The following is a 24,163-nucleotide window of genomic DNA, read 5'->3' as shown; positions in this document are numbered from 1 at the left end:
ATGAGATACGCAATTGATGGACCAGGGGTCTAGACCCCGTAAAGTCCAGGAGGTGACCACGAGGACCACGCCATGAGCGAGCAGCGGCCCGGCGTCGAGCTGCTCTGGGGCGAGCCGAAACGCCCCTCGCGCGGACCCCGGCCGGGACTGAGCCTCGACCTGATCGTCGGGGAGGCCATCGCCATCGCCGACGCCGAGGGCGTCGGCGGCGTGACCATGCCCGCACTGGCCCGCCGCCTCGGCGCGGGGACCATGTCGCTCTACCGCTACGTTCCCGGCAAGGACGACCTGATCTCGCTGATGATCGAGACGGCGACCGGGGACGCTCCCGACCTCGACGTCGCCGCCGGATGGCGTCCCGCGATCACCGCGTGGGCGCACGCCACCCGCACGATCCTGCTCGCCCACCCCTGGATGCTCGACGTCGTCACCAGCCCCCGCGTCATGGGCCCGCGCGAACTCGGCTGGCTGGAGGCCGGACTGGAGGCGCTCGCCGCGCTGCCATTGGCCCCGATGCCGCGCTTCGACCTGACCCTGCTGGTCAACGGATACGTCCGGGGCGTCGCGCTCGAACAGGTGCACGGCGAGGAGGTCGCCCGGCAGGGGCCGTTCTTCACGCCCGAACTGCTCACCGAGCACGGCCGCGCGGCGGACTTCCCGCGACTCATGGAGGTCATGGAGACCTTCCCCTTCACCGAGGCGCCGAGCGCGGGCGAGGACGCGCGATTCGCCTTCGGCCTCGAACGCCTCCTCGACGGGATCGAAACCCACCTCGGCGACACCACCGTGTGACAAAGTGGTCAGCGAGCGGAGGAGGTCGACATGCGCGTGGTCATCGCGGGCGGGCACGGCAAGATCGCACTGCACCTGGAGCGACTGCTCAGTGAGCAGGGGCATCAGGCCGTCGGACTGGTGCGCAACCCCGACCACCTCGGCGACCTCGCGGCCGTCGGCGCCAAAGGGATCCTGTGCGACCTGGAGACGGCCGCGTCGCTGACCGTCGCGGAGTTCGTGGCCGGGTCGGACGCGGTGGTCTTCGCCGCGGGCGCCGGCGCGGGCAGCGGCGAGACCCGCAAGGACACCGTCGACAGGGGCGCCTCGGTCGTGCTGGCCGAGGCCTGCGAACAGGCCAATGTGGACCGTTTCGTGCAGATCTCCTCGATGGGCGCCGGCGCCGAACCGCCGCCCGGCACCGATCCGGTCTTCGCCGCCTACCTGCGCGCCAAGACCGCCGCCGAGCGGGACCTGCGGGAACGCGACCTCGACTGGACGATCGTGCGGCCGGGCCGGCTCACCGACGACCCGCCGACGGGCAAGGTGCGCCTGGAGCCCTCGGTGCCGCGCGGATCGGTGCCTCGCGCCGACGTCGCCGCCGTCTTGCTGGCGGTCCTCGCCGAGCCGGGCACCGGCGGAATGACGCTCGAACTCGTCGAGGGGCCACTGTCGGTCGAGGACGCCGTGCGCGCGGTGGCAAAGGGCACAGAGCGCTAGCGCGGCGACCGAACGGTCGTTAAGTTGCCTAGATGACGCCTTCCCAGACTTACGCCGCCGTCCGCCGTCGTCTGCTCGATCTGGCGTCCACGATGGACGCCGCGACCCAGGCGAAACCCGTCCCCGCCCTGCCCGGATGGTCGGTGCGCGACACCTACGCGCACCTGGCCGGGATGTGCACCGACGTGCTCGACCAGCGCCTCACCGGGATGCCGAACCACGAGTGGACGGCCGGCCAGCTCGCCGAGCGCGCGCCGCTGTCCTTTGTGGACGTCTGCGCCGAGTGGGAGAAGCGCGGTCCCGGTATCGACATGGTGCTGGCCGCTCCCGGAAACGAGCGCAGCGCCCTGATGGTCCAGGACGCCTGGCAGCACGAGCAGGACGTGCGCGGCGCTCTCGGCCTGCCCGGCGACCGCAACGCCGAGACCTGCGCCTGGATGGCCGGGTTCACCCTCACCCACCTCGCCCGCCGCTGGCCGGAAGGACTGCCCGCCGTCCGCGCGGTCGCCGGCGGGATCGACCGCACACTCGGCGAAGGCGCCCCCGCGGCGACCCTGCGCACCGATGTCTACGAACTGGCACGGTTGACGCTGGGCCGCCGCAGTCGCGCGCAGATCCTCGCGCTCGACTGGGAAGGCGATCCCCGGCCGATGCTGGACCACCTCCACGCGTTCACACTGGCCGAGGTCGAGCTGGCGGAGTAGGGCGCGGTCGGCGAGCCGCGGGCCGGAGATCGCCATCGCGGCGAGCGAGTCAGGTCGGTTCCGGAAAAGCCCTGAACACCCACTGAAAAACTCTGCCCCCGTCGCCGCCTCACCGTGACCCGATGCTTGCCCTGAGTGCCGCGACCCGGGGTCCCGGCGTCAATACCGTCTCCCTGGACAGCACGCACGAACCGCCCAATGGGGGTAACACCACCATGAAATCCTTAGTTCGCAAGCCCGCCCGCCGCGGGTCCACAGTGGCCGGAGCCGGTGCTCTCGCCGTCGTTCTCGCCGCGTCCCTCGCCCCCGCCATTCCCGCGCAGGGCGCCGGCGGCGTGGCGACCGTCTACGTCGTGACGCAGGAAGGCCTCACCGTCAACGACGGAACCCGCCTCGCCGAGGCATTCCGCGTCGGCAACGCCCTCTACCCCAACGGCTCATTCCAGTACGTCGACGCCGAGCGCTTCCAGGCACTGCCGAAGGAAAGCGTCGGCCAGGGCAAGGACGAGGAGGGCAACCCGACCGTCAGCACGGCCGTCGACCTCGCCGCCCTCGCCGCGATCAAGCCCTACCCGGAGGACCAGGCGCTCGCCGCGGCCCGCCGGCTGAGCGGGATCGCCCTGCTCAGCGAGGGCATGTCGGCCCTCCCGGTCGTCTCGCACAGCAACTTCAGCCTCAACGACGACAAGGGCAACGTCGTCGCCGAGCACGCCATCGACACCCAGGTCAGCTTCGACATCACCCTCGACGGCCTGCCGCTGACCGGTCAGGGCGCGAACCTGCGCATCAGCTTCGACGGCGGCGGCACGGTCACCGAACTGTCGCAGTCGCTGCGCCGCCTCGCCCCGAGCCGCCAGGTCCCCGTGATCAGCCCCGACGAGGCCCGCGCCGACTGCAAGCGCCTGTACGGCGACGCCGTTGAGCAGGGCGAGCCGACGCTGGGCTACCAGATGCCCGAGCTGACCTCGCAGAACGCCGACGGTCGCGGGACCGTCAAGGAGGTCTGGCCGCAGTACACGTGCCGCCCGGCCGGGCAGGACACCACGCAGGCGAGCAGGCTCGTGCCGGCGGTTCGCGAGTCGGCGCCGTCGTTCACCGTCGACGTCCAGCGGCAGGGCGACAGCGTCTCGGCGACCTCGAAGGTCTCCGGCGGAACGGCGCCCTACAGCTACCAGTGGTCGTCGTCGACGACCGTTCTCGACAAGAGCACCGACCCCTCCGTCGGCTACCGGCGCACCGCTCGCGACGGCGCCAAGGGCGAGTCGGTGACGCTGGAAGTGACCGACGCCAACGGGATCACGGCGCTGGCGTCCGTCGTCGCCGACGGCGACGGCGGCTTCTTCGGGGGTTCGCAGCCCGGTGGCGGGGGCTTCGCCCTCGGCAGTGTCGGGATCTCGCAGACCGTCGACGAGTGGCAGTGCGCGCAGGCCAGCGCGAACGGCTTCAAGTCGGTGATGCAGAGCAAGGGACAGTTCGTCGACCACGACTGGCGCGGCGCCTCGTCCTGGGAGAAGGACTTCAAGGACTCGGGCCAGAGCGGCTGGGACTACGAGTACGCCGACGACGTCGACGCCCAGTGGTACACCGGGCACGGCTGGTCGGGCGGCTTCACGTTCAAGAGCAGTGTGAACGACACCAGCATCGTGCCCTCGGACCTGCGTCTGGGTGACGTGAACAACGAGTGGCTGCAACTGGAGTCGTGCCAGGTCCTGCGCGACACCAACGGATCCCACGACTACATCTCCCGTTGGGGGCAGTCGTTCCGCGGGATGCACATGATGAACGGCTTCCACACCAACGCCTACTGCGTGGGCGGCGGGACCGGCGGGACCTTCGCGAAGTACCTGTTCCCGCAGAAGTTCCTGTGGTGGACGATCCGGCCGGCCTACACCGTCCGCAAGGCGTGGGCGACGATGGCGCTGCTGAAGGAACCCCATGGGGTCGTGTACCGGTCCTTCGGGCCGGCGCGCTATCTCGGCGGCGGCAAGTGGCTGACCAACGCCGAGGACCACTACTGGCAGTCGGGTTACTCGACGGGGCCCGACATCATGCCCACCGGCTGGTGGTGGACGGTGAGCGGCACCGTCTGATGTAGACGCTGATCGGCGGTCCGGTCCGGCTCACGCCGGGCCGGGCCGTCGGGCGTCAGCCGGGGAAGATGTCGTCGCAGTCGACGGGTTCGCCGTTCATGGAGCACTTGGTATCGGTGCCGGGCGCGGCGTCGAGGGGGTCGCCGAGTTCGGCGTCCGAGGGCGGCTTCTCGTCGACGGTGAGGCCGTAGTCGGTGAAGGAGTAGGCCGCCGAGAGCGTCCCGTCGACGGTCGCGAAGTGGAAGGTGGCGGGCCGGCCCTCGGCGTCGAGCGTCAGGGTGAAGGGCACGGCGGACACGTCCGCGCCGACGCTCCCGTCCAGGTCGGCGAGCGTGGAGGTGCGCAGATCCAGAGTGCCGGTGTACTCACCCGGCGCCGTCTGGGCCACCCCCTCGGCCGAAGCGACGGCCCCTGGGAGAGCCCACGGCTCCAGCCCGGAGAACGCCGTCGCACCCGGCACGGTCCGCACCCAGCCGATGACGGCCCGGCCACCGCTGGTCATCCGGCTCCACGCCTCCTCGCCGATCATCAGGATCTCGGCGCCCGACGCGAAGCGCGAGTCGACCTCCTCGTACGCGACGCGCAAGGTTCCGGCGTGGGCGTCGGCGCTTCCGCCGCCCTCGGCCGAGGCGGCGGGCTTCTGGAAGCCGCCCATGGTCCGCTGAGGCGTCGTGAAGTCGATGTCGAAGCGGTAGCTGCCGGTCGCCAGGATCGCGGCCGCCTCGCCCGCCGAATCCGGCGACTGCACCGGTTCCGCCGAAGCGCCCATCGGCGCGTTCGGTGTGACCGTCGGACCGGCGCACGCCGACGTGACCGCCAGCAGCAGACATGCGGCGAACGCGCGCACGGGCAGGGAGACGAGCGGCATGGGCACTCCTCGCGAACGTGGATCGCGGGCGACGATCCGTGGGCTCCACCGAGGCTACCCGCCAGTGGCAACGCTCACCTTGCACTAAATAGCGGGCCGCTGACCTGCACGGTCACATCCTTGTGCCACCGGAACACAAAACTGCCTTCTTACGGACGACCGCACAGGCACATAACTTCATACCTGTTACAAACAGTGCCCCAAGGGCACGGGTTGACTCCGCAGAAAGGCCCGTCATGGAACGCAAGGACCGCCCCGCTCTCCGGCTCGCACTCCTGGCCATCAGCCAGTTCCTGATCGCCGTCGACTTCGACATCGTCTTCGTCGCGCTGCCCGCCATCGGCCGCGACCTCGACTTCTCACCGCAGACCCTCCAGTGGGTCATCAGCGCCTACACCGTCACCACCGGCGGCTTCCTGCTCTTCGGCGGACGCGCCGCCGACCGCCTCGGCGCCCGCCGGGTCTTCATCGCCGGCATCGCCGTGTTCGGCCTCGCCTCACTCGTCGGCGGCCTCGCCGAGTCGCAGACCGTCCTCATCGCCGCCCGCGCGGTCCAGGGACTCGGCGGCGCGCTGCTCACCCCGGCCGTGCTGCGCCTGATCAACATCTCCTTCGAGGGCAAGGCCAAGGTTCGCGCCTTCACGATCTGGAGCATGGCGGGCAGTTCCGGCGCGGCCGTCGGCGCCCTCGGCGGCGGTGTCCTGACCAGCTTCCTCGGCTGGGAATGGGTCCTGTTCGTCAACGTCCCCGTCGTCGCCCTCACCCTGCTCGCCGCGCCCCGGCTGCTGCACCGCGACACCACTGTGGACGGTAGCGGCAAGGGCTTCGACCTCCCCGGCGCGATCGTCGCCACCGTCGGCGCGACGCTCCTGGTCTTCGGTCTGGTCAGTGGTCCCGAAAGCGGATGGGCGACCCTCGAAGGGCTCGGCGCGCTGAGCGCCGGACTGGCCCTGCTGGCCCTGTTCGTGTGGATCGAGCACCGCAGCGCCTCGCCGCTGATGCCGCTGCGCCTCTTCCGCAACCGCAGCCTCGTCGTCGCGATGGCCGTCGTGTTCATCTTCATGGGCGTCATCGGCACCGAGTACTTCCTGTTCACCAGCCACGTGCAGAACGTCCTGGGCTACACGACCCTCCAGGCGGGGCTGGCGTTCCTGCCGCTGAGCGCGCTGTCGATGGCCGGCGCGGCGAAGGTCGCGCCCTACATCGTCGGCAGGTTCGGGACCCGCACGTCGATCTCGCTGGGGATGGTCGTGGTCGCCGCGTCCTTCCTCGCCCTGGGGCTCGGCATGACCGTCGGCGGCTCCTACTCGGCCCTGATCCCCGGCATCGTCCTTTGGGGACTCGGCGCCGGGACCGCCTTCCCGCCCATCTTCATGACCGCCGGTTCCGAGGTGGCGCCCGACGAGCAGGGCGTCGCCGGGGCCATGACCTCGACCGCCCAGTTCATCGGCGGCGCGGTGATCCTCGCCGGCCTGGTGGCCATCGCCAACGCCGGCATCGACCTCCACTCCGCCACGCCCGCCCCCGTCGGCGACGTCTCCGACGGCCTGCGCGCCGCCGCCTTCGCCGGTGGCCTGCTCACCCTCGTCGGAGCCGGCCTCGCCCGCCTCCTCCGCAAGCAGCCCGCGCCGGACGACACCACCGCGCCGACCGCCGCCGCCGGGCCCGCGCCCGTCCCGGTCGGCTAGGGGCACGGCCCGCACCCGGGCTGGGCCGCCTCTGCGGGCGGGCCGTCAGCGGCCGCCGCCTCCTTGACGGAGGCGGCGGCCGCTTCGTACGCGGCGGCGGCGCGCAGAAGTGCGGGACGGTTGGCGGGAGCGGTGTCGGCGATCATCGCGGCGAGGCGTTTCAGCCGGGCGCGCTCGGCGAGCCAGGTGCGCAGAACGGCGAGAAGCGTGACGGCCAGCGGGACCAGGGCGAGATACGGGATCAATTGCTGCGGCATGGATCCAGCGTGTTGGAGGCGGTGAGTTTCCCGCTACGGTGGGAAACTCGGGGAAACTCCAGCGCGAAAGGGGACCCGATGCCGGGGGGACGGCCAGCGAAGAGGCAGGAGCGCTACGAGGTCTTCGAACCGCTCGCCGAGTGGTTCGCGCGAGCGCTGGAGAACGCCGGATTCCGCAGTGTCAACGCCTTCCTCGAAGCCAATCGGCTGCTCAACAAGAACCTGGTCTACGACCTCGCCAAGGCCGCCCGCCCGCTGAAACTCGAAGAGATCCGGACCATCGCCGCGACTCTGGGGCAACCCGCCGCGGAGGCGGAGACCCTGTGGCGAACGGCGAGGCGGGCCGCGGAACGCCAGGTGCGCGCCGACCAGGACGCGGCGAGCGCGATCTCCTCCTGGGACGACATTCCGGGGCAGCCGCATCCTCAGCTGAAGGACCTGCTGGAGGCGCAGAGCGAGACGGTGGAGCAGCTGCCCTACCAGCGGCTCCAGGTCACACCCCCGCCGTTGTCGACGATCTACGTGCGCCAGCAGGTGACCGCGCACGAGGACGCCGACGCGCCGGAACCCAAGCGGGGCACGCCCGAGACCGCGACCGCCCTCGACGCGCTGAACCTCCATGAGCACCTGCTGATCACCGGCGAACCGGGCAGCGGGAAGTCCACCTTCGGGTACTTCGTGACCGGCCTGCTGGCCCGCCGCTGGCTCGGCGCCGAGGAGGACTGCCCGGTCACCGAACCGCTGATCCCCCTGCGGGTTCCGGCCCGGGAGCTCGTGCGGCCCGGGAGCTGGACGACGGCCCTGGCCGGGGCCGTCAACGACACCCTCGGGCCGATCCTCGTCACCTCGGTCACGGCCGAACTCCTCGCGCGCCGGGTGCACGGAGCGCGGTGGCTGCTGTTCGTCGACGGTCTCGACGAGATCACCGACGACGAGGCGCGCCGCAAGCTCGTGTCCACCCTCGCCCATCACGCTCGCGGTGGAGGGGACTTCCGGCTCGTGGTGAGCACCCGCGCGCTGCCCTCCGACGAACTGGCACCCCTGATGACCGAGCGCATCGGGCACTACCGGATGGTGGAGTTCAAGTCCGCCGACCTGGCCGACTTCGCCGAGCGCTGGTTCCCCGACGAGCGTGCCGGGCAGTACCTGCACCAGGTCCGCACGAGCAGGCTGCGCGAACTGGTGCGCAACCCGTTGCTGGCGACGATCACGGCGGTGATGTTCGCCAAGGAGCCGACCCGCCCGCTGCCGACGAGCAGGGTCGAACTCTACGAACGCTTCTACGAGTACCTGGTGGACGAGCGTTTCAGCGGACGGTCGCGGTCCGACGGCTGGCCGCGCGCCCGCCGCGACGCGCTGATCGAGCACCTGGGACGAGCGCGTTTGGAGAGCGAGCGGGACCTCGCGGAGGTCGCGCGGGAGTGGGCGGAGTCCCAGGGCCTGCCGTCGGACTCCACCGACGGCGTCGGCTCGGTGCAGAACGTTCTCATCGGCACCGGGCTGTTCGTCCACGAGGGACCGTCGATCCGCTTCCTGCACCACTCCTTCGCCGAGTACGTCTCGGCGCGGGCGATCGCGGCCGGCCTGGACAGTGCCACGGACCTGGAGGCGTGGCTGGACGGCGACCATCCCGAGAACCTGGCGCTGTTCACCGCCCTGATCTGGGGGAAGGCGAACGACGGCGGACTCGACGCGAGCGTTCGCCGGATGCTGCGCCGCGACTCCGGAGACTTCGCCGGGATGCTGCTCGCCGAAGGAGGAGCGGCCGTCTCGCCGGCGGTGGCGGAGCAGGTCGTCAGGTACCTCGGCGACAGCGGTCTGGCCAGTGGACGATCCGACTTCCGCGTGCTCGCCTCGATGTGCGAGAACGCCGTGGCCGAGGCCTACCTTCGGGGCCTGATCGAACACGAGGAGCTTCCGGTCGCTGTGCGTGCCGGTGCCGCCGGGGCTCTACTTCGGATCAAGGGACCGGCATATGGCCGCGATCCACTGGTGCGGCTGCTCGATGGGGCGTCTCCTGAGCTAAGGCTCCAGATAGCCCAGACACTCACGGAAGTCATCGGGGAGACGGCCGTACCGATCGAGATCGTCTCGGGAGTGATCGCTGAAGCGGGCACGCGAAATCAGGTCCGGCTGTCGGCGATCGAGGCGCTGTTCGAACTCGGCGAGCAGGCGGTGGCCGAGCACGAACTGGCCAAGCACCTGCTGGAGGACCTTGACGTGGAGGCATCCCTACTCTGGCTCACCGTCTCCGGACCAGACCAGGCCGACCGAGTCGTTGAGCACCGACGACTAGAGTTCCTGGATCCTTGGAGTCTCGCGCAGGTTGCCGACCGCCTCGCCAAGGTGGGTCGCCACGACCTCGTGCCGATACCGGCGCGTGCGGTACTCGCTTCCCCGGATGCCGACGGCATGGACATCGGGTGGGCGGTGCGCGCCTGGAGCAAAGGCGCTGGGGAGGCAACCCGCGCCGAAGTCGCCACGGTCGTCGGCGACCTGGTCTCGCGTGCTTCGATCGGCCAGCTGAACGGGTCCTACTTGGATGAACTCATCGATTGCCTGGGCGAGAGCGGAATGACCGAGAACGCCACTGAGCTACGAGGACGGTTGGAGGCGGAAAGCGCGTCCAGGAAGCGCGATGACCAACCGCATGAAACGAACCCAAACGTCTTGATGAAACGAGCGGAGTACGCGGGAGACCCGGACCTCGCCGTCGCGTACGCACGGCGCGCGCTCGCGACTGCCCAGCTTTCCGATTCGGACTCGGCAAATATGGCCCTCCTGCTGCTCGGTCATGGCGTCGACGACGCTGAGAGCGAAGTGGCCGTGGGCAACTGGGACACGCTCGACGTACGCAAACGGCGCATCGCGGCAGAGAAACTGGCCGAGGCGGGAGTTCCTCTCTACTCGGCACTGGCCGCTTCGGTTCTGGACGATCCGGAAGTTGGAGAGAACGATCTGATCGCCGTCGCCGGGCTCTTGCTCCGGCATCAGGGAGACGGGACACTGCCTGCCATCGTCGCGCGGGCCGCAACGGTGTCGGCCGTGGAGCTATTCGTTCCCTGGATGGGCCTGATGTTCCATCTGGGCCGAGATGAGGAGTTCGCCGCCTTGGCGGTGCGCGCCCTGACCCATCCATACCTCGAAACGGGGCTCTCCGTCGAAGTATCGAGCGTGATCCTCAAGGCCAACCGGCGCGACATCGTTCTCCCGCACCTCCGCGCGGCCCTCGACGACCCCGGCCTCACGCCCCGGGCCCGCGCCAATGTCTCCGCGACGCTCGCCTGGCTCTCCTACCTGCGCCCCGGCACGGACTCCTGCGGCGTCCCCACCTGCCAGAACGCCCCACGAAACACCCCCGGACGTGATGAGGCGGCGCCCCACCCCTGAGACGCCGCCTCCACCCCACAAGGCCCGAAGACCCAGGTCTGTGGTTCTTACCTACCCCTGCCTACCCGATCCACACCGTCGTGTTCGCCGGCAGCACGCCTTCGGCCACCGGTCCCGACGAGACAAGGATGTCACCTTCCAGTGTGCCCAGCTCGGTGAGTGCGACGGGCGTCTCACCGAAGTTCGTCACACAGCGAATGGAGCCGTTGGAGAAGGCGAGGACGTCGGCGGGCCCGTCGAGCCAGGTGATGGCGTCGCTGGGCAGGTGCTCGCGGCGGGCGCGCAGGGCCGCCCGGTAGAGCTCCAATGTGGACCCTGCGACGCCGTCCTGCGCTTCGGCCGACAGCCGCGACCAGAAGGCGGGCTGGGGGAGCCAGGATCCGCCGGTGCCGAAGCCCAGCGACTCGCCGGTGCTCTTCCACGGCAGGGGAACACGGCAGCCGTCGCGGCCTCGGTCGGTGCCGCCGGAGCGCTTCCAGGTGGGGTCGTCGAGGACCTCGTCGGGGAGGTCGAGGACCTCGTTGAGGCCGAGTTCCTCGCCCTGGTAGACGTAGGCGGAACCGGGGAGCGCCAGCATGAGCAGCGAGGCGGCGCGGGCCCGCGCGAGGCCGGCCTCACCGTCGCCGTAGCGGGTCACGTGGCGGGGGCGGTCGTGGTTCGACAGGACCCAGGTCGCCGGGGCGCCGACGGTGGCGTTGATGGCCAGCTCGGCGTCGATGACCTTGCGGTAGTCGGCGGCGGCGAAGTCGGCCAGGAGCAGGTCGAAGTTGAAGGCCTGGTGCAGTTCGTCGTGGCGGACGTACATCGCGCGGCGCTCCGGCGATTCCACCCACGCCTCGGCGACGGCCATGCGGTCACCGGGGTAGGAGTCGAGGACGGGCCGCCAGGTGCGGTAGATGTCGTGGACGCCGTCGACGTCGAAGTACGGGGCCTTCGTCGTGCCGAGCATCTCGATCGTCTGCGGGGCACCGAGCGCGGGCAGGCCGGCTTCCTTGACCATGCCGTGGGCGACGTCGATGCGGAAACCGTCGACACCGCGGTCGAGCCAGAAGCGCAGGATGTCGAGGAACTCCGCCCGTACGTCCTCGTGCTCCCAGTTGAAGTCGGGCTGGGTCGAGTCGAACAGGTGCAGGTACCACTGCCCGTCCTCGACGCGGGTCCAGGCCGAGCCGTGGAACACCGACTGCCAGTCGTTGGGCGGTTCACCCTCCACAGTGGAGTCACGGAAGAGGTAGCGCTCGCGCTCCGGCGAGCCGGGCCCGGCCGCCAGGGCCTCCTTGAACCACTTGTGCTCCGAGGAGCTGTGGTTCGGGACGATGTCGACGATCACGCGCAGGCCGGCGGCGTGGGCGTCGGCGACCATCGCGTCGAAGTCGGCGAGGGTGCCGAAACGCGGGTCGACGTCGCGGAAGTCGGCGACGTCGTAGCCGCCGTCGTTGAGCGGGGAGGTGTAGAAGGGCGACAGCCAGATCGCGTCGATCCCCAGGTCGGCGAGGTAGGGGATGCGGTCGCGCACGCCTTTGAGGTCACCGGTTCCGTCGCCGTTGCCGTCGGCGAAGCTGCGCGGGTAGACCTGGTAGATGACGGCCGTGCGCCACCATTCTTGACCGGTGGTGTCAGACACGAGAAGTGCTCCTAGGGGATGGGGTCGTCAGTTCCGTCTGGCCGCGCCGGTGGAGGCGCGGACGACGAGTTCGGGGCTGAACATGTACTCCGAGTGCGGCGCGGCCTGCCCGTTGATCTCGTCGACGAGGGCGTGCACGGCCGCCAGCGCCATCTGCCGGACCGGCTGGCGCAGGGTCGTCAGCGGCGGGTCGGTGTAGGCGATCAGCGGGGAGTCGTCGTAGCCGACGACGGAGATGTCGTGCGGGACCGTCAGTCCGCGCTCGCGGATGGCGCGGATCGCGCCGAGGGCCATCAGGTCCGACCCGCACAGGATCGCCGTCGCGCCCCGGTCGAGGAGCCGGCCGGTGGCCGCGTGGCCGCCCTCGGCGCCGAACATCGACAGCTCGATCAGCTCCTCGCCGCCGAAGTGGCGGATGCTGTCGCGGTAGCCGATGAGCTTGCGCTGGACGGGCAGGAAACGCTCGGGACCCGAGGTCAGGCCGATGCGCTCGTGGCCGAGGGCCGCGAGGTGGCTGACCGCGACGCGCGCGGCGGCGGCGTCGTCGCAGGAGAAGCAGGGCGCGGGCAGACCGGCGACGTAACCGGTGATGAACACCATCGGCAGGCCCCGGTCGGCGAGCTTGTGATAGCGGTCATGGCTGGCGCTGGTGTCGGCGTGCAAACCGGACACGAAGATGATGCCGGCGACGTTTCGGTCGAGGAGCATCTCGACGTACTCGTCCTCGGGCACGCCGCCGGGCGACTGGGTGCACAGGACAGGGGTGTAGCCCACAGCCGCGAGGGCCGAGCCGATGGTCTGCGCCATCGCCGGGAAGATGGGGTTCTCCAGCTCCGGGATGACCAGCCCGACCAGGCCGGCGCTGTGGCGCCGAAGCTGGGGCGGCCGCTCGTAACCGAGCACGTCGAGGGCGGTGAGCACGGCCTGCCGGGTCTCGGTCCGGACGCCCGGTTTGTCGTTGAGCACCCGGGAGACGGTGGCCTCGCTCACCCCAGCCTGGAGGGCTATGTCGGCCAGTCGCGTACGCATAGCGCTGACTGTAACCGCTGTGAAACGTGAAAACAAAGACCTTGCAAACTCTTTCGGTTCCTGAAATCCCTTGCTAACGTGCGTTCACAATGACTCACACTGGCCGACCCCCCTCTACGGACGGCCACCTCCCCCCATACGGAGAGCAACAATGCGCGTGAAGATCGCAGGCGTCGCCGTTGCCGCCGCGCTGGCGCTTGCCGTCAGCGGCTGCGGCAGCGACGACAAGAAGGACGACGGGGCACAGGGCAGCGAGCCCGGCCTGGTCATCTGGGCCGACGACAAGAGGGCCCCGGTCCTGGAGTCCTTCCGGTCCCAGTTCGAGAGCGAGCTCGGAGTCACCATCAAGGTCGAGGCGGTCTCCAAGGACCTCCAGGCGAACTTCGTCACCGCCTCCCAGGGTGACAACGCTCCCGACGTCGTCATCGGCGCCCACGACTGGATCGGCAACCTCGTCCAGAACGGCGCCATCGACCCGGTCCAGCTCACCGACGCGCAGAAGGCCGGCTTCAACCCCGACGCCCTCAAGGCCGTCACCTACAACGGCCAGGTCTACGGCGCCCCCTACGCCGTCGAGAACCTCGCGCTGATCCGCAACACCGACCTCGCCCCCGAAGCGCCCTCCTCCATCGAGGACATGGTCGCCGACGCCGAGAAGCTCAAGAAGGACGGCAAGACCGAGGAACTGCTGTCGCTGCAGGTCGGCGACAACGGCGACGCCTACCACGCCTACCCGCTCTACGCCTCGGCCGGCGGATACCTCTTCGGACAGAAGGACAACGGCGACTACGACCCGGCCGACCTCGGCGTCGGAAAGCCCGAGTCGATCGAGGCCTTCGAGAAGATCTCCGAGCTCGGCAAGAAGGGCGTGCTGAAGACCTCGATCGGTTCGGAGAACTCGATCCCGCTGTTCACCGAGGGCAAGACCGCCTACCTCGTCTCCGGCCCCTGGGCCGTCGGCGACATCAAGAAGGCCGGCGTCAACTACGACATCACGCCCATCCCCGGCTTCGAGGGCATGGGCAAGGCCACCCCCTTCCTCGGCGTGCAGAGCTTCTTCGTCGCCAGCAAGGGCAAGCACAAGACCGTCGCCCAGGAGTTCGTGGCGAACTACGTCACCGGTGAGCCCCTCGCCACCGCCCTCTACAACGCCGACCCGCGTCCCCCGGCGCTGACCGCGTCCTTCGACAAGGTCAAGGCCACCGACCCCGACCTGGCTAAGTTCGCCGAGGCCGGCGCCGGCGCTCCCCCGCTGCCCGCGATCCCCGAGATGTCGGCGATCTGGGACCCCTTCGGCAAGGCGGAGTCGGCCATCGTCGGCGGTGCCGACGTAACGGAGACGGTGGAAGGCGCCGCCACCACCATCGGCGACGCGATCAAGAAGTAACGAAGAACATGGACGCTGTTCAGACGGCGAGCCGGCAACGCTCGAAACAGGGCTACGCCGGTTCGGGCCTCACGGGCCTGGTCGTACGGATCACGCTGCTCGGCGTGGTCGCCGCGCTCGCCGTCTGGGCGGTTCTGCCGCTCATCGGCGCGCGTTCGTGGATCGGAGTGGGGGTGGTGGCCGCGGCCACCGCCCTGCTCTTCTGGATCTATCTCTCCCCCAACCGGCGGCTCCCGCTGAAGTACCTGATCCCCGGGACGCTGCTGCTGATCGCCTTCCAGATCGTGCCGGTGCTGTACACACTGTCCACATCGGTCACGAACTTCGGCGACGGCCACCGCGGCGACAAGGACGAGGCGATCGTGTCGATCGAGACCGCCTCGATCACGCAGGTCCCCGGTTCCCCCGAGTACGACCTGGCGATCGCCGCCGACGGTGAGGACGCGCTCGTCTTCATCTTGTCGGACCCGGCGAGCGGGAAGTACTGGGCCGGAAACGCCGAGGGCCTTAGGGATCTGGCTCCCACCGACGTCCAGAAGGGACTGTCAGGGAAGATCACCGAGGCCGAGGGCTACACGATCCTCACCGCGGCCGAGGCCGCCGAGCGCAGCCAGGAGATCACCGACCTGGCGGTGCCCGTCGACGGCGGCGGCATCCGCGCCAACGGCCTGTCCCGGGCGTTCCAGGGCACATCGGCGCGCGCCTACGACGAGGGCTGCGACTGTGTTCGCGACGCCGTGACCGGCCAGGTGTGGACCGCCGATCCCGGACACGGCTACTTCACCGACGCGGCGGGCGAGAGCCTCCCGCAGGGGTGGCAGGTGAGTGTCGGGGCCGACAACTTCACCCGGGTCATCACCGACGACAAGGTGCGCGGCCCGTTCCTGTCGGTGCTGTGGTGGAACTTCGCCTTCGCGATCATCTCGGTGCTGGTGACCTTCGTGCTGGGGCTGCTGTGCGCGATCGCGCTGCACAAGGAGCGGCTGCGCTTCAAGGCGCTGTACCGGACCTTGATGGTGCTGCCCTACGCGATGCCGGCCTTCGCGATGCTGCTCATCTGGCGCGACATGTTCAACCAGGACTTCGGGCTGATCAACACCATGTTCGGGCTCGACGTGGGGTGGTTCAGCAATCCCTGGACCGCGCGCTTCGCGGTGATCCTCGTGCAGTTGTGGCTCGGCTTCCCGTACATGTTCCTGGTCTCCACCGGTGCCCTCCAGTCGATCCCGACGGAGACGCTGGAGGCGGCCAAGATCGACGGAGCCACCGGGTTCCAGGCGTTCCGGCGGGTCACGCTGCCGCTGCTGCTGGTCTCCCTGACACCGCTGCTGATCATGTCCTTCGCGTTCAACTTCAACAACTTCAACGCCATCCAGCTCACCACCGGGGGCGGTCCCTTCGAGGCGGGCAACTCCACCGTCGGCGGCACCGACCTGCTGATCACCTATACCTACCGGCTCGCCTTCGGCGGGCAGGGCGCCGAGTACGGCTTCGCCGCCTCGGTGTCGGTGTTCATCTTCCTGATCGTGGCGACGGTCTCGGCGATCGGTTTCCGGGTCACCCGCAACCAGGAGGAGGTCTACCGGTGAGTGCTGCAACGGTGAGCACGGCGCCCAAGCGCCGGCGTCGCCCCTCCGGCGGCCGCGACTGGTGGCGACACCTCGTGCTGGGCCTGGCGGTCGTGTTCGCCCTGGTCCCGATCGTGTTCGTGATCTCGGCGGCGCTCAACCCGCAGGGCACGCTGAGCTCCACCGCGCTGATCCCGACCGGCGGCGTGTCACTGTCCAATGTGGGCGACCTGTTCGCGAACACGCCGTTCGCGCACTGGTATCTCAACAGCCTGATCGTCTCGGGTTCGGCGGCGTTCATCTCGGTGTTCGTCTCGGCGATCGCGGCCTACGCGTTCAGCCGCTTCCGCTTCAAGGGCCGGCGGGTCGGGCTGATCAGCCTCCTGCTGATCCAGATGTTCCCGCAGTTCCTGGCGATCGTGGCGCTGTTCCTGATGTTCAGCGAGGTCACCGAGTACTGGCCGGGGCTGGGCTTCAACACGCTGTCGGGGCTGACGCTGGTCTACCTCGGCGGCGCGCTGGGCGCCAACACCTGGCTGATGAAGGGCTTCTTCGACACCGTGCCGAAGGAGCTCGACGAGTCGGCGGTCATGGACGGCGCGTCGCACGCGCAGGTGTTCTTCCGGATCATCCTGCCGCTGGTGACGCCGATCCTGGCGGTGTCGGGGCTGCTGGCGTTCATCGGCTCGATCAACGAGTTCCTGATCGCCAACGTGTTCTTGACCCAGCCGGAGAACAAGACCCTCGCCATCGGCCTGTTCGGGCTGATCAACGAGACCAACCGCAACGCCAACTTCGGCATCTTCGCCGTCGGCACGCTGCTGACGGCGATCCCGACGGTGGCGGTGTTCCAGCTGCTGCAGCGATACATCGTCGGCGGCCTGACGGTCGGCGCGGTGAAGGGCTGACCGCCGCGTCCCGGGCCGTGCGAAACTCGCTTTCGAGGGCCCGGGACCGGCGGTACCGTCCGACCGTGACCATGATCTTGCGCGCGGACCGCCTCGAACTGCGGCCCTACACCCCCGCCGACGAGGACGACTTCGTCGGCCTGCTCGGCGACGAGAGCGTGAACCGGTGGATGGGCATGCCCGCCGACGGTGCCGCCGCGGTCTTCCGGCGTGCCTTCCTCGCCGAGAGCCGTCCCGCCTGGGACATCTGGGCGATCTGCGAGGACGGCGTCTACATCGGTCACGCCGAACTCAAGCCCAGCCCGCATCCGGCCGTCGACGGCCACGAGATCGTCTATGCGCTGGCGCCTTCGGTGTGGGGACGCGGTATCGGGTCGGCGGTGACGGTGCTGCTCACCGAGTACGGCTTCGGCGAACTGGGGCTCGACGAGGTGCACGCGACGGTGGCGCCGGAGAACGCGGCCTCGCTGAAACTGCTGCGCCGACTGGGATACGTCGACGACGGTGAGATCGTCGACCCCGACGACGGTGAGGTCAGCGTGCTGCTGACCCGCAAGCGAGCGGGCTGAGCCCTTTACGCCGTCGCCGTTCCATGGCAGACGGTGTCCATGAACGTCATGATCCGCTCGGTGACCTGGCGGGCCACGTCGATCGTGCCGAGCACGTCGCCGGCGATGTGCATCGCGTGGTCGGCGCCCGGAATCTCCAGGACGGCGTGGCCGGCCGGGACGAGCGTGCGGTCCCACAGGTCGTCGGCGGTTCCGCCGATGTGCAGCTGCGGGCCGAACAGCGAGGGCAGGTTCGCGCGGACGTGGGCCTGCCGAGGGCCGTCGCCGGCGAGCAGCGGCGTCAGCCAGATGCCGGCGACACCGCGGTCGGCGGCGGTCGAGACCGACAGGGTGCCCAGCGACTTCGCGAGCAGGACCGTTGTCGTGGCGGGCTTCTCGTCGAGCGCCTGCGCTACGCCGGCGTTGACGCCGTCGATGTCGGAGGCCGAGCCTGCCCAGTTCAGGTCGGTGACCGACCATCCCGCGTTGAGCGCGGCCACCCTGGCGTACCAGAGGAGGGGCGCGTCGGCGGTGTATCCCATTCCGGGGGCGATGATCAGCCGGCAGTGCGGGTCGCCGTCCCAGTGCCTCATGGTGCTCATCCGGACACGATAGCGACGGGATCGCCGTGACGAAGCCGTTTCCCGTGGGTCAGAGGATGATCAACTGGACAAAGAGGAGGGTTGACGCGATTCGGCGTTGTCACTTAGTGTGTTGCCGTGCACGCCGCCCGCGTGCGCCGCATGCCCAATGCGATCAGTGCCCGATTTCAAGGAGTGCCCCTTCATGCGCCTTTTCGCCAGAATCAGTGACGCCCTCCTATCCCGGGTGGCTCCACGCGCGTCCGCATCCGCGGTCACCTGCAGCGAGTACACCCAGTGCTTCAACAACCTTCCCTGCAACACATTCCAGGGAAAGTACCGGCAGAAGCGTCGTATCTGCACTGACGGTTCCGACACCGGCTGGTTCGAGAACGGCTGTTGCTGACAAGGCGGCAGCGGGCCCCTCGAGGGGCCCGCTGCTCCCCCCACAGTGGATAGAGGAGCAGATGTGCCGTCCGGTCCCCTGGTGAAGGCCACCGCCCTGCACAAGACCTACCGCACCGGCGCCGACGAGCCGATCCGCGCCTGCGACGACGTGTCGGTCGAGGTCGAGCGCGGGGAGATCGTCGCCGTGACGGGGCCGTCGGGGTCGGGGAAGTCGACGCTGCTGCACCTGATCGGGGCGCTCGACTCGCCCGACGACGGCACGATCGTCGTCGACGGAACCGAGATCACCGCGCTGAAACGCCGCAGGCTGCCGGAGTACCGGCGGCGGATCGGCTTCGTGTTCCAGCGTTTCCACCTGCTGCCGACGCTGACGGCCGCCGACAACGTCGCCGCTCCCCTTCTGCCGTACAAGACCGCGTTCGACAAACACGCCAAGGCGGCCGAACTCCTCGACGCGGTGGGACTGAAGGGCCGCGAGACCGCCCTGCCCGCCAAGCTCTCCGGCGGGCAGCAGCAGCGTGTCGCGATCGCACGGGCACTGGTCAACGATCCGGTCCTGCTCTTGGCCGACGAGCCGACCGGGAACCTCGACTCGCGCACCGGCGAGGAGATCGTCGACATGCTGTTCGAGCTGCGCGAACGCCTCGGCACGACGATGATGATCGCCACCCACGACGCCGGACTCGCCGAGCGCTGCGACCGCGTCGTGCGCGTCCGGGACGGAAAGGTGACGGACGCGTGATCCGGTTCGCGTGGATCCAGCTGCGGCGGCGGGCGTCGCGAAGCGTCGCGCTGCTGCTCGGTCTTCTCGTCGCCACCAGTGGGTTCACCGTCCTCACCGGCAGTGTCGCGAGCTCCCGCCTGTCGGTCACCGAGACCGTGGAGGCGAACTCCCGGGGCGTCTACGACATCCTCGTGCGCCCGCCCGGCTCCCGCTCGCCGACGGAGGCGACCGAGGGCCTGGTGCGCGGCAACTACCTGTCCGACGGATTCGCCGGCGGCATCACCCTGGACACCGTCGACCGGATCGCCGCCATGGACGGGATCGAGGTGGCCGCGCCGATCGGCATGGGGGGCTACCTGCCGCACACCCGCACGTCCTATGTGGATGTCACCGCGCACGTCGACACCGGCGCCGGGAACCAGATCATCAGGCTCCGCAACACCTGGCGCACCGACCGCGGCCTCAGCGAGGTCGCCGACCCCGGCACCTCCTACGTCTACCTGACCACCAACCCGATCGCCTGGCCGAAGCTCGACCACGACAGCCTCACGACGAGCTACCCCGCCGCACGGGGCGCCGAGCTGGACGGCTCGCCCTGCGATGTCGGTGACACCCACGCGAATCCGCCGTTCGAGGAGATCTCCCCGGGACGATGGGAACCAGTGTGCGTGCTGAACCAGATCGGCGGGACCCCGTCGGCCTACGACGCCGACGAGCGCGGTTCGCTGCTGGTCATCCAGCGCACGCCCGCTGGTTTCGTCACCTTCGACGGTGAGACGCACGTCGAGGCGGAGCTGCGGATCGGTGTCAAGTGGTCGGTCCCGGCCCTGCTCGCAGCCGTGGATCCGGTCGCCGAGGCGGCTCTCACCGGTCTCGACACGGCGCTGAGCACCGGACGGCCGCTCACCCCGGGCGAGACCGTCTACCGCGAACCCGGCAACGACATCGTCTTCGTGCCCATGCTCGCCTCGACCTCTCTCGGCGTCGATCAGCGGGTCGGCACGGAGATCTCGACCGGGCGACTCCCGCTGCCCGGCATGACGCTCGACGAGAGCGCCGAGCGACTGGCGGCCCTGGACGCCGAGTCCGCGGAGACCGTCGCCGGCGCGATCGACGCGGCCGTTCTCGCCGGCGACCTCTTCGACATCAGCGCCGGCGTCATCTATCTCCCGGCGCCCTTGGTGTCCACGGTGGACGGTGACGGGGTGCTCCGGCCCGCCGAGGCACCGGACTCGGCCGGCGGTTCGTGGTACTCGCCGCCGTTCGTCGTCCACGACGACTCGTCGATGCTGCTCACCGACACCGCCTTCCACGAGGTCTCGCTCCGTCCCGGAGCCGCCGCCCTCGGCATCTCACAGGCCGACGTCGTCGGCACCTTCGACCCGGCCGCGCTCACCGCCGTCCCCGGACTGGCCGCCGGCTCGAACTCCTACGAGACCCAGCGGCTCACGCCCGCCGACGACACGAGCACCGCCCTCCTCAATGGACAGCCGCTTCTTCCGACCGGTAATCCCGCCGGCTACCTCACCGCTCCCCCGCAACTCCTCACGACCTTCGAGACCCTCACCGCGCTCACCCCCGGCAAGGAGTACCAGTGGAAGGCACCGGTCTCGGCCGTCCGGATCCGCGTCTCCGGGATCGACGGCCTCGACGAGTCCTCCCGTGAGCGCATCCGCCTCGTCGCCGAGGGAATCCAGCGCGAGACCGGCCTCGACGTCGACATCACCATCGGCGCCTCGCCGACGGGCCGGCCCGTCCTCCTCCCCGCCGGCGAACTCGGCAGGCCGGAACTGCTGCTGGAGGAGCAGTGGACGAAGAAGGGCGTGGCCGTCGCGCTCATCGAGGCCGTCGACCGCAAGAGCGTCGTCCTCTTCGGACTGATCCTCGTCGTGTGCGTCCTGTTCCTCGGCAACGCCGTCACCGCCTCGGTCCGCACCCGCCGCCACGAACTCGCCGTCCTGGCCGCCGTGGGCTGGCCGGGCCGAAGACTCATGGCGCTGGTCCTCGCCGAGGTCGGCGCGGTGGGCCTGGCCGCCGGCGTCCTAGGCGCCGGTGTCAGCGTCCCCGCGACCAGGTGGCTCAGCGTCGGCGTACCGGTGGGCCAGGCCCTTCTGGCCGTACCCGTCGCCGTCGTGCTGGCGCTGCTCGCCGGGGCGGTCCCGGCGTGGCGGGTCCGGCGGCTCGACCCGATGGCCGCCCTGCGCCCACCGGTCTCCGACCGCGCGGTCACCGCCGGCCGCGGTCTCCTCGGTCTCGCGCTGGCGAACCTGCGGCGGCTGCCGGGCCGCAGTCTGCTCGGCGTGCTCGCGCTGGCCGTCGGAACAGGCGCCATGGCCGTGCTCGCCGCGGCGATGTGGGGTTTCCACGGGACCGCGCACGGCTCGCTGCTCGGCGACCACGTGTCGGTCCAGGTGCGCGGGGTCGACCTGGCCGCCGCCGCGCTGACAATGATGCTGGGAGCGCTGTCGATCGCCGACCTCGTCTACCTCAACATCCGTGAGCGGGACGCCGAGCTGGCGACGCTGCGCGCGATCGGCTGGGGCCCGGGTCACCTGTTCCGCCTCATCGCCGGTGAGGGTGTGGCGCTCGGCGTCACGGGCGCGATCGTCGGCACGGCCACGGGTCTGGGCGCGGTGAGCGCACTGATGGGCGCGCCCGACAGCCGCGTGTGGGCCGCCGCCGGAGTCGTCGGCGGCGCGGCCGTCGTGCTGACGGCGGCGATGTCGGTCGTGGCGGCCCTGACCGTCCGCGGCAGACCGCTCACCGAGCTCCTCACCCGAGACGGGTGAGGATGTCCGCCCGGTCGGCTACCGTGCCCTCGTGGAGACGATCGAGGACACCGAGTTCCGGGGCGACGACTGGTACGGCGACGAGCTGACCGAGCGCGCCTACAAGCGCTGCACGTTCTCGCAGGTGGACATGACCGAGGCGAGCACGCGCGGGGTGGTCTTCGAGGACTGCGTCTTCCACAACGTGCGCTTCAACGCCTCGCGGCACACCGACTCGGCGTTCCTGCGCTGCTCCTTCAAGTCCTGCAACTTCTTCGACGCCGACTTCGACGGATGCAAGATGACCGGTTCGCAGTTCGGGCAGTCGGTCATGCGGCCGCTGCGGGTGGAGGGCGGGGACTGGTCCTTCGCGAGCCTGCACGGGCGCGACCTGACGGGGGCGGTGTTCCGGAACGTGCGGATGCGCGAGGTGGACCTGACGGCGGCGAACCTGAGCGGCGCGACGCTGACCAATGTGGACCTGTCCGGTGCCGCGCTGGGCGAGGTGAACCTGACCGGCGCCGACCTCCGGGGCAGCGACCTGACCTCCCTCGACCCGCTCACGGTGCGGCTGCGGGACGCGGTCATCGACGGCGACCAGGCCGTCGTGGTGGCGCAGGCGCTCGGCCTGAAAGTGCAGTAGCGGGCGGGGATTGACGCTGCGCGACCGCCGTGGGACGGTGAGGGATCGTCCACTCTCGGTCGTCCGGGGGGTCCGATGGAAGACACATCCAGCGCGACCCGCCACCTGTCGGCGGGCGCCTACCTCGACGACGTGTTCCGGCGGCGAGTGCTGCGCGAGGTCGTCAACGACCGCACACGTGCCGCCGCGCCGGAGTTCGGCATCGAACCCGCACTCGTGGTCGCCCACTGCAAACGCGCGGGGACGCTGCGGCTCTTCCACGGCGCCGCATTGTCGGCGATCCTGGTCGCCATCGCGATCGTCACGCCGTTCCTGCTCGTCTGGCTCGCCGTGCTCGGCCTGGTCACCGCGATCTTCCGCTACCGGGCGGTCATGTGGACCACCGTTGTGCTCGGCGTGCTCATCCTGGCGCCGGGCGTCTTCTTCGTGGTCTTCGAACCCTCCGTCATCGCCGACCTCGTCGGCGGCCTCACCGACTTCGCGGCCGGCCTCGGCGCCGAATGGGGCCCGCCGGACCCCGCGACCTGGTCGCTGCTCGCCCTCCTCGCCGCCGTCGCACTGGCCACCGCGCTGGTCCGCACCATCCTGCTCACCCTGATCGCCGACGGCCGCCTCTCGTCGCACCGCGAACTCGCGCGCTTCCCCGCCGAGGCCGATCTGGTGATCTACTCCGCCGGCCACCCCTTCGCCGGGTCGGGAAAGTTCCTGCGCGGCAGCCGGTCCACGTTCCCCCTGCGACCGGCCGACGGCCCGGCCGCGCCCTTCACCACCGGCGAGCTCGTCGCGAGCCTGCGCGCCGGGATGGTCCGGCTCGGTTCGGGCGTGCTGGGCCCTTCGCATCTGGCCGGGCTGACCGTGGCCGACCAGGTCTTCCTCGCCGGGACCTCGGCGCTGAGCACGGTCCGCAGCGTCGACGGGCACTTCGCCACCGACGGTGTCATGGCGGCCGTCATCGAGAATCCCTCGCCGAGCCTGCGGCACTTCCTGCGCTGCCAGGTGGTGGCGTGGTCGGGCGAACTGGTCACGACCGTCTACACGCACGCCGCGATCGAGGACGCGGTGATGCACCTGGAGTCGGCGACCTTCGCGCTGCCGCCCACCCGGGCCGGGTTCCACGTCTTCGGCGCGAAGCGGCGGACCGGCGCGGCCGGGTTCGCGCGCAACGCTTTACGCGCCCTGGCCATGCTCCCCCTCGACGCGGTGACCGCGCCGTTCATGGTCTTCGGCGCCTTCGGCGACATCGCCGTCAGCGACTCACGCCGTACCCGGCACGACCGCGGGGCACCGGCGAGCATCCGGGAGCTGGGCGCCGGACACCTTGCGCCACAACACCTCCAGCAACGCGACATGCTGCGCCACGCCGAGACCATGGAGCGGCAGGTCTTCGCCGAGGCGGCGGTCTTCCTCGCCGCCAAAGGGATCGACACCGCCGAACTGGACCGGCGGGCCGGACCCCGCGACGACCTCACCCGGACCTGACAACGGCC

Annotated in this window: 19 protein-coding genes; 14 read left to right on the top strand and 5 right to left on the bottom strand. The window is 70.0% G+C overall.

What is annotated here, in order from left to right; all coding sequences use genetic code 11:
• Window positions 1–72: 72 nt before the first annotated feature.
• The 4 genes from AB0I28_RS04840 to AB0I28_RS04825 all read left to right on the top strand — a co-directional run bounded on the left by AB0I28_RS04840 (window position 73) and on the right by AB0I28_RS04825 (window position 4,285).
• Window positions 73–792, top strand: coding sequence for a TetR/AcrR family transcriptional regulator (locus tag AB0I28_RS04840; protein ID WP_357489503.1), 720 nt, complete (start codon window positions 73–75; stop codon window positions 790–792).
• A gap of 30 nt (window positions 793–822) precedes the next feature.
• Complete coding sequence (locus AB0I28_RS04835; RefSeq protein WP_357489501.1) at window positions 823–1,491, top strand: SDR family oxidoreductase; 669 nt, start codon at window positions 823–825, stop codon at window positions 1,489–1,491.
• Window positions 1,492–1,523: 32 nt separating this feature from the next.
• Window positions 1,524–2,195 carry a hypothetical protein gene (locus AB0I28_RS04830; RefSeq protein WP_357489499.1) on the top strand — a complete coding sequence of 224 codons (672 nt, stop codon included), beginning with the start codon at window positions 1,524–1,526 and terminating at the stop codon, window positions 2,193–2,195.
• Between the two features lie 215 nt (window positions 2,196–2,410).
• Window positions 2,411–4,285, top strand: coding sequence for a DUF6345 domain-containing protein (locus tag AB0I28_RS04825; RefSeq protein WP_357489497.1), 1,875 nt, complete (start codon window positions 2,411–2,413; stop codon window positions 4,283–4,285).
• Window positions 4,286–4,340: 55 nt separating this feature from the next.
• Here the strand turns inward: AB0I28_RS04825 and AB0I28_RS04820 are convergent, their stop codons facing one another.
• On the bottom strand, window positions 4,341–5,153 hold the full coding sequence (locus tag AB0I28_RS04820; RefSeq protein ID WP_357489495.1) for a hypothetical protein: 813 nt from the start codon (window positions 5,151–5,153) through the stop codon (window positions 4,341–4,343).
• A gap of 236 nt (window positions 5,154–5,389) precedes the next feature.
• Here AB0I28_RS04820 and AB0I28_RS04815 point away from each other — a divergent pair, with 236 nt between their 5' ends.
• On the top strand, window positions 5,390–6,841 hold the full coding sequence (locus AB0I28_RS04815) for an MFS transporter (protein WP_357489493.1): 1,452 nt from the start codon (window positions 5,390–5,392) through the stop codon (window positions 6,839–6,841).
• On the opposite strand, the gene AB0I28_RS04810 is transcribed toward AB0I28_RS04815, so the two are convergent.
• On the bottom strand, window positions 6,838–7,098 hold the full coding sequence (locus AB0I28_RS04810; RefSeq protein ID WP_357489491.1) for a hypothetical protein: 261 nt from the start codon (window positions 7,096–7,098) through the stop codon (window positions 6,838–6,840). The genes AB0I28_RS04815 and AB0I28_RS04810 overlap by 4 nt on opposite strands.
• 78 nt (window positions 7,099–7,176) lie before the next feature.
• Between AB0I28_RS04810 and AB0I28_RS04805 the strand changes: the two genes are divergently transcribed.
• Window positions 7,177–10,488, top strand: coding sequence for a hypothetical protein (locus tag AB0I28_RS04805; protein WP_357489489.1), 3,312 nt, complete (start codon window positions 7,177–7,179; stop codon window positions 10,486–10,488).
• Between the two features lie 61 nt (window positions 10,489–10,549).
• On the opposite strand, the gene AB0I28_RS04800 is transcribed toward AB0I28_RS04805, so the two are convergent.
• Together AB0I28_RS04800 and AB0I28_RS04795 are read right to left on the bottom strand one after the other, a co-directional pair.
• On the bottom strand, window positions 10,550–12,112 hold the full coding sequence (locus tag AB0I28_RS04800) for a glycoside hydrolase family 13 protein (RefSeq protein WP_357489487.1): 1,563 nt from the start codon (window positions 12,110–12,112) through the stop codon (window positions 10,550–10,552).
• Between the two features lie 27 nt (window positions 12,113–12,139).
• Window positions 12,140–13,141, bottom strand: a complete 1,002-nt coding sequence (locus AB0I28_RS04795; RefSeq protein ID WP_357489485.1) for a LacI family DNA-binding transcriptional regulator — start codon at window positions 13,139–13,141, stop codon at window positions 12,140–12,142.
• A gap of 151 nt (window positions 13,142–13,292) precedes the next feature.
• Between AB0I28_RS04795 and AB0I28_RS04790 the strand changes: the two genes are divergently transcribed.
• The 4 genes from AB0I28_RS04790 to AB0I28_RS04775 all read left to right on the top strand — a co-directional run bounded on the left by AB0I28_RS04790 (window position 13,293) and on the right by AB0I28_RS04775 (window position 17,573).
• Window positions 13,293–14,528, top strand: coding sequence for a maltose ABC transporter substrate-binding protein (locus AB0I28_RS04790; protein ID WP_357489483.1), 1,236 nt, complete (start codon window positions 13,293–13,295; stop codon window positions 14,526–14,528).
• 8 nt (window positions 14,529–14,536) lie between these two features.
• Window positions 14,537–16,117: an ABC transporter permease subunit gene (locus AB0I28_RS04785; RefSeq protein ID WP_357489481.1), complete on the top strand. Its 1,581-nt coding sequence runs from the start codon at window positions 14,537–14,539 to the stop codon at window positions 16,115–16,117.
• A gap of 11 nt (window positions 16,118–16,128) precedes the next feature.
• A complete protein-coding gene (locus AB0I28_RS04780) occupies window positions 16,129–17,004 on the top strand; it encodes a sugar ABC transporter permease (RefSeq protein ID WP_357490824.1) in 876 nt (291 codons plus the stop codon).
• A gap of 71 nt (window positions 17,005–17,075) precedes the next feature.
• Entirely contained in the window at window positions 17,076–17,573 is a 498-nt protein-coding gene (locus tag AB0I28_RS04775) for a GNAT family N-acetyltransferase (protein ID WP_357490822.1), read from the top strand.
• Window positions 17,574–17,578: 5 nt separating this feature from the next.
• Here the strand turns inward: AB0I28_RS04775 and AB0I28_RS04770 are convergent, their stop codons facing one another.
• The gene (locus AB0I28_RS04770; RefSeq protein WP_357489479.1) at window positions 17,579–18,154 is read right to left on the bottom strand and encodes a hypothetical protein; all 576 of its coding nucleotides are present in this window, start codon (window positions 18,152–18,154) and stop codon (window positions 17,579–17,581) included.
• A 448-nt stretch (window positions 18,155–18,602) separates the two neighbouring features.
• Between AB0I28_RS04770 and AB0I28_RS04765 the strand changes: the two genes are divergently transcribed.
• The 4 genes from AB0I28_RS04765 to AB0I28_RS04750 all read left to right on the top strand — a co-directional run bounded on the left by AB0I28_RS04765 (window position 18,603) and on the right by AB0I28_RS04750 (window position 24,155).
• Window positions 18,603–19,283 (top strand): ABC transporter ATP-binding protein, encoded by a 681-nt coding sequence (locus AB0I28_RS04765; protein ID WP_357489477.1) that lies wholly within the window; start codon window positions 18,603–18,605, stop codon window positions 19,281–19,283.
• On the top strand, window positions 19,280–22,054 hold the full coding sequence (locus AB0I28_RS04760) for an ABC transporter permease (RefSeq protein WP_357489475.1): 2,775 nt from the start codon (window positions 19,280–19,282) through the stop codon (window positions 22,052–22,054). The genes AB0I28_RS04765 and AB0I28_RS04760 overlap by 4 nt, the downstream gene beginning before the upstream one ends.
• A gap of 31 nt (window positions 22,055–22,085) precedes the next feature.
• On the top strand, window positions 22,086–22,676 hold the full coding sequence (locus AB0I28_RS04755) for a pentapeptide repeat-containing protein (RefSeq protein ID WP_357489473.1): 591 nt from the start codon (window positions 22,086–22,088) through the stop codon (window positions 22,674–22,676).
• A gap of 75 nt (window positions 22,677–22,751) precedes the next feature.
• A complete protein-coding gene (locus AB0I28_RS04750) occupies window positions 22,752–24,155 on the top strand; it encodes a hypothetical protein (RefSeq protein WP_357489471.1) in 1,404 nt (467 codons plus the stop codon).
• Window positions 24,156–24,163 lie beyond the last annotated feature (8 nt).

This window comes from Phytomonospora sp. NPDC050363, assembly GCF_040655735.1.
GTDB lineage: Bacteria > Actinomycetota > Actinomycetes > Mycobacteriales > Micromonosporaceae > Phytomonospora.
The sequence above is the reverse complement of the archived record's forward strand: the minus strand, read 5'-3'. Positions and strand labels throughout refer to the sequence as shown.